Here is a 3,997-nt window from a genome sequence, read left to right on the forward strand (position 1 = left end):
TCCCAGGGGCTCCAGTTCTTCACGGCGCTCCGGCGCAACGGGGTGGAGGCGCGGCTGTGCGTCTTCAAGGGCGAGAACCACGAGCTGAGCCGGTCCGGACGCCCCAGGCCGCGCCTGGCCCGGATGCGGGAGATCGTGCGGTGGTTCGTGGAGAAGGTGTAGGGAATCACCGTGCCGGAGGGTAGCCGCTGAGCCGCTGCCTAAGTCTGGTCTCTATTGGGTAAGATATTTTATGTTTTCAGCGGCTCACCCCAGCCCTGAAGGGCGGGGCTTGCGCCGCTTGTCCGGTTATTTTGCGCCCCCCTCTTTTGCCGTCTTTTCAATAGTGCGAATGGTCTGCAAATACTCTTCCTCTACTGGAGAAAGGTTCTGCACCTGATATTTTTTATACTCCGCCTTTGCTTTTTCAAGTGCCTGGGCATGGCTGACTTTTCCGGCACCGGTTAAAAGCGCCTCGCCTGTGGTAGAAAGAATGCGGTCAAGGTTTTCCACATAGTCGCTCATATACATGGGCATATGGCGCATGGCCTGAATTTCGGCAAAGTCAAAATATCCCGAAACCAGATTGTTCAGGATTTTCAATTCTGCTTCGGAAAGATAATTTTTCGCAACGGAAATATCCTTCATCGTTGGAAAATCACCGGAGAAAGACGTTAACCCCATAAACGGCTTTTCGGCATCTGCCCGCTCATAGATTACTTCTGCAGCGGTATGTCCGTGCGCTGCATAGTGCAGCTTATTCTGCACCATCTTGAAAAAGGCAACAGATTCGGTGCTTTTGGGATTATAATCCACGCTGGTGGCATAAAGGTCGAGCACCTGGCGGTACATCACTTTTTCGGAAGAACGGATGTCGCGGATGCGGTCTAACAGCTCGCGCCAGTAGTTTCCGCCTCCAAGATTTTTCAAGCGTTCATCGTCCATGGTGAAGCCCTTGATCATATACTCTTTTAAGCGCGCGGTCGCCCAGCGCCGGAACTGCGTCGCAATAGAAGACTTCACTCGGTAGCCGAGCGAGATAATCATATCGAGGTTATAATGCGGTATTTCTCTTGCAACTTCGCGATTTCCTTCTTGATGAACCTGTCGGAAAATCCGACAGGTTGACTCCTTATCCAGTTCACCTTCTGCATAAATGTTCCGAATATGTTCGACGATATTCGTTCTGGAGGACTGGAACAGTTCTGCCATCTGCACCTGTGTCAGCCAGACGGTTTCATCCTCAAAGCGCACATCAATTTTGGTGTCACCATTTTCTGACTGATAAATAACGACGTCGCCCTTGCTTTTTTCAGCGGGTAAATTATTCATCCTTCCTGCCATCCCCTAAATGAGCGGTAATTTCCGCCAGCACCCGGCCGATTTCGGCGTTCAGAGAAGCACGCTGTTCTTCAATAACGCTGAATGAGGTCCAGCGGGTCAAGGATTTCTTCATTCAAACGATCTTTCTCCCGCCACATCCCAGTTTATTTGCATGACGCAGGCAATGGTCGGGAAGTTCGCGAATGGACCTGTCGGACGATGGCTGGCAGGTCATTCAGTCCAGCTCCACGGACCCGGAGATGAAACACTCCCACCCCCTGGCCCCGCAAAAGCGTTCGATCTCCCTCGCCGTATCCGCGTCCCGCGTATACTCGAGCAGGCGGACTTTCGCCCCGGCCCTCTCCATCCTCTCGAGATAGGACAGGAAATACCGTCGGTCCTCCTCCCGGCTCCTGCCGAAGGCGCCCGTTTCAGAATCCAACCGGTCAAAATTCAACTTATCGAAATTTATCCTGGTGAACACGGTCTCCTGGTTCACCCCGGAGAACAGGCCCTCGATGCTCCCGTACTCCTCCAGCGCGGCCGTCGCATACTCGTCCCCGCCGTTGATGAGGACCTCCAGCCCGTACCCCGAGAGCCGGCGCAGCACCTCCGTCAGCCCGTCGAAGATCCCGCGGGCCTTCCTGTAGTGATAGACGTCGCAGTTATCGACGAAGAATCCGTCGATTCCCTTTCGCACATACCCCGCGGCCAGCTCGGAGACGACGAAATCCCGCCACGGCGCGGCGGATACGTCGATCCACCACTCCCCGTCCCAATTCTCGTACCTTCCCAGGACAAATTTTCTGAACCTGCCGTAATACGGGCGGAACGCCTCCAGGGAGCCCACGTTCAGATAGCCGTACACCGTGTGGCCCGACGCCTTCAGAGACGCGATCTCCCGCTCCTCGAAATGGGCCGGGTCGACGACCAGCACCCTGGTCCGCAGGACGCGCCGGTCCCTCAGCGCCTCGCTGCCCCTCATCCCGATAAAAACGCCGTACGGAGCGTCGAATGCCCGCTCCGGGCGCGCCTCCCCGGCAAGGCAGCATCCGCAGAGGACGAGCACGGCCACCAGGGCGCACGGCGACGCCCGCACCGCGATTTTACCAACCCATTCCATCATGGACGCCGCCGGTCAAAACCGGGCCCGAGCGGCGGAGAACTTCATCTTGACGTCCTGGGGCCTGCCGAAGTAGACCCAGGACGTGACCAGGACGTCCGCCCCCGCCGCGGCGTAGTCCGCCGCATTGTCCGCATTGATGCCCCCGGCGGCGGAGATGCGGACCCCGGGTTGGATTCGGCGCACCCGCTCGGCGCACTCCCGCAGCGCGTCGGGCGAAAAACGCTCGCACTGGATCACCTGGACTCCGGCCTCCGCGAACCGGACGGCCTCCTCCACGGAACCGGCCTCCGCCATGATCCTCCTCTCCGGAAAGCGCGCGGCCATCCTCGGGATCGCGGACAGGAACTCCGCCTCGTCCATGAAAGCCCGATGCTGGTCGAAGACGAGAATGGACTCCGACAGGCCCAGCCGGTGCACGGTCGCCCCGCCGGCCAGAGCGGCCCTCACGGAGAGGTGCTTCGTCCCCGGGAAGTGCTTGCGGGTCACCGCAACCTCCACGGACGGGGACGCGGCCCTCGCGTTCCGCACGACCCCGGCGGTCCGCGTGGCGATGCCGGAGGCGTACTCCATGACGTTCTGCGCCGCCTTGTAGACGGCGTGCAGCCGCCCGGCCGGACCCTCGGCACGGAGGCAGACGGTCCCGGCGGGCAAGCGGCTGCCGCTTGGCCGTACCTCCTCCGCCAGGGCCCCGACGGCCCGGAATATCCGGGCGGCCTCCTCCACCCCGGCGATCACGCAATCCTCCTTCGGGAAGCACTCCACGCAGCCGGGACGGTCCTCTATGCCGAGGGCGTCCACGGTCAGGTCCATCAGGTGGAGGTCCTCCTCGATCCAGGCCTCTATGCGGCTTTCGGGTACAAAAAACATCGGCGCATCTCCTCCCCTCGGGCGGGGCCGCCCATCCGGCCGGACCCCGCCCGCGTTCAAAACCCTCCGTCCCCCCGTGCGCGGCACCCCTCCAGCAGGGCGTACAGCAGCGTGCCGACGACGGCCAGCACGGCGCAGAGCCTCATGGCCCCGTCGAAATCGCCCCGCGACACGCAGTTGAAGATCTCCAGGGAGAGGGTGTTGGTCCTGCCCGAGATGTTCCCTCCCAGCATCATCGTGATACCCACCTCCCCCGAGGCCCTGGCGACCCCCAGCAGGAGGCAGGAGAAGAGCGTCCTCGAGACCTGCGGGACCGTCACGAAAAGGAACGTCCCCATCGCCCCGCACCCCAGGGTGCGGGCGGCCTCCTCCAGCCTGCGCAGTTCGGGGCGCTCCATCGCCGCCTGGAGGGGCCGGACCACCAGCGGCAGCCCCGCGACGAACGCGGAGAGGATCACCCCCGGCTCGGAGAAGACGATGCGCAGTCCCAGCCAACGCTCCATGGGCCCTCCAACGGGGCCGTTCCTGCCCAACAGCAGCAACAGCAGGAAGCCCATCGCCACGGGAGGGAAGATCAGCGGCAGCGTCACCAGAAACGCCAGCGCGCGGGCCAAAAGGCCGCGCCTCCGGCTGCAGAACCGGGCGCAGGGCAGCCCCACGCAGAGGTAGAGCAGGACGCAGGCCACGCACACCCTCAGCGTG

At 61.6% G+C, this 3,997-nt stretch carries 6 protein-coding genes; 1 reads left to right on the forward strand and 5 read right to left on the reverse strand.

Annotation, left to right across the window (positions count from 1 at the left end; genetic code table 11):
* The coding region (locus ABLA28_RS10790; protein WP_347713675.1) for a prolyl oligopeptidase family serine peptidase at positions 1-162 on the forward strand (162 nt) is incomplete at its 5' end.
* Positions 163-288: 126 nt separating this feature from the next.
* Here the strand turns inward: ABLA28_RS10790 and ABLA28_RS10795 are convergent.
* From ABLA28_RS10795 to ABLA28_RS10815, 5 genes are all read right to left on the reverse strand, one after another.
* Entirely contained in the window at positions 289-1,311 is a 1,023-nt protein-coding gene (locus ABLA28_RS10795) for a virulence RhuM family protein (RefSeq protein WP_347713670.1), read from the reverse strand.
* Positions 1,304-1,435, reverse strand: a complete 132-nt coding sequence (locus ABLA28_RS10800; RefSeq protein ID WP_347713671.1) for a hypothetical protein — start codon at positions 1,433-1,435, stop codon at positions 1,304-1,306. The genes ABLA28_RS10795 and ABLA28_RS10800 overlap by 8 nt, the downstream gene beginning before the upstream one ends.
* A gap of 102 nt (positions 1,436-1,537) precedes the next feature.
* Positions 1,538-2,428: an endo alpha-1,4 polygalactosaminidase gene (locus ABLA28_RS10805; RefSeq protein WP_347713672.1), complete on the reverse strand. Its 891-nt coding sequence runs from the start codon at positions 2,426-2,428 to the stop codon at positions 1,538-1,540.
* Positions 2,429-2,440: 12 nt separating this feature from the next.
* Entirely contained in the window at positions 2,441-3,295 is an 855-nt protein-coding gene (gene modD, locus ABLA28_RS10810; protein WP_347713673.1) for a ModD protein, read from the reverse strand.
* Between the two features lie 56 nt (positions 3,296-3,351).
* The coding region (locus ABLA28_RS10815) for an ABC transporter permease subunit (protein ID WP_347713674.1) at positions 3,352-3,997 on the reverse strand (646 nt) is incomplete at its 5' end.

The organism is uncultured Fretibacterium sp., assembly GCF_963544685.1.
GTDB lineage: Bacteria > Synergistota > Synergistia > Synergistales > Aminobacteriaceae > CAJPSE01.

Excerpts from the sequence above, each read along its gene's own strand:
- ABLA28_RS10795 (WP_347713670.1), bottom strand. The coding sequence starts at position 1,311 with ATGAATAATTTACCCGCTGAAAAAAGCAAGGGCGACGTCGTTATTTAT.
- ABLA28_RS10800 (WP_347713671.1), bottom strand. The coding sequence starts at position 1,435 with ATGAAGAAATCCTTGACCCGCTGGACCTCATTCAGCGTTATTGAAGAA.
- modD (WP_347713673.1), bottom strand. The coding sequence starts at position 3,295 with ATGTTTTTTGTACCCGAAAGCCGCATAGAGGCCTGGATCGAGGAGGAC.
- ABLA28_RS10805 (WP_347713672.1), bottom strand. The coding sequence starts at position 2,428 with ATGATGGAATGGGTTGGTAAAATCGCGGTGCGGGCGTCGCCGTGCGCC.